This is a genomic window from Kaistella sp. CFF1-2, assembly GCF_059509915.1.
Genome location: NZ_JCAKLF010000032.1, coordinates 1 through 799 on the forward strand (window position 1 = coordinate 1; position 799 = coordinate 799).

General features: G+C 27.8%; 1 protein-coding gene. It reads right to left on the bottom strand.

Annotation, left to right across the window (positions count from 1 at the left end):
• Positions 1-201: 201 nt before the first annotated feature.
• A partial coding sequence (locus AC5XHR_RS13785) for a hypothetical protein (RefSeq protein ID WP_495951357.1) occupies positions 202-799 on the bottom strand: 598 nt, incomplete at its 5' end.

Below are 799 nucleotides of genomic sequence, written 5' to 3' on the forward strand. Positions count from 1 at the left end.
ATAACGGAAAAAGTATTGGCGAAGTGCGGGCTGGATTTAACTGAAAGTTCAATTCAGACTGCGTGAAGCCGATGCTTTTTTCGGATTGTTAAATTAAGAAAAAAATCAATGCGAAAAAGCAGCGGCGGATAAATTTTACAAGTCTTTCAACTTTGTACTTCTCCCCGCATTTTGCCAATACAATGTTATCTGCAGGCAATATTATAATTTAGGAACTTCTTTTATTTCGGATATTTCCATTAATATTATTCCAATGCTAACGTCTGTATTAGACATATCTTTAGAAATTTCTACAGATGGAGTATATACCATTCCATTTATATAGTCTCGAAAATCCCCTTTTAAAAATTTTTTAAATGTTCCTTTTATTGTATAAGTTTTGTCCTTTTGCAATATTGAAATTTTATCTTTAGGAATTAATCCAATAACATCAAAATTGGTATTATATAAAATATTTTGATAATCAATTGCGTCGCTTTTTATATAATGACTGCTAAATACAGCAGCGTATTTTCCATCTGAATATTCATTTATTTCACCTAATTCAAGTGGAAAATCGTTTAAAATTCCATTTTTAATTTGAATTTCAATTTGCTCTTCAAATTTTTTATTGACTTGCTCATTAACAATATCATTTTGATTCCAGTTTGGATTTTCTTTAAGAAAATTAGTTAGAAAAATCTCGAGCTTTGGCTGTTTCCTTTCTGGTTTTTTTTCTTCTTTACAATTTAACAAAATCACACTCAAAAAGGATAAAAAAAGTAGTTTCAAATTCATAGTATTTTTTTTTTTTTTTTTT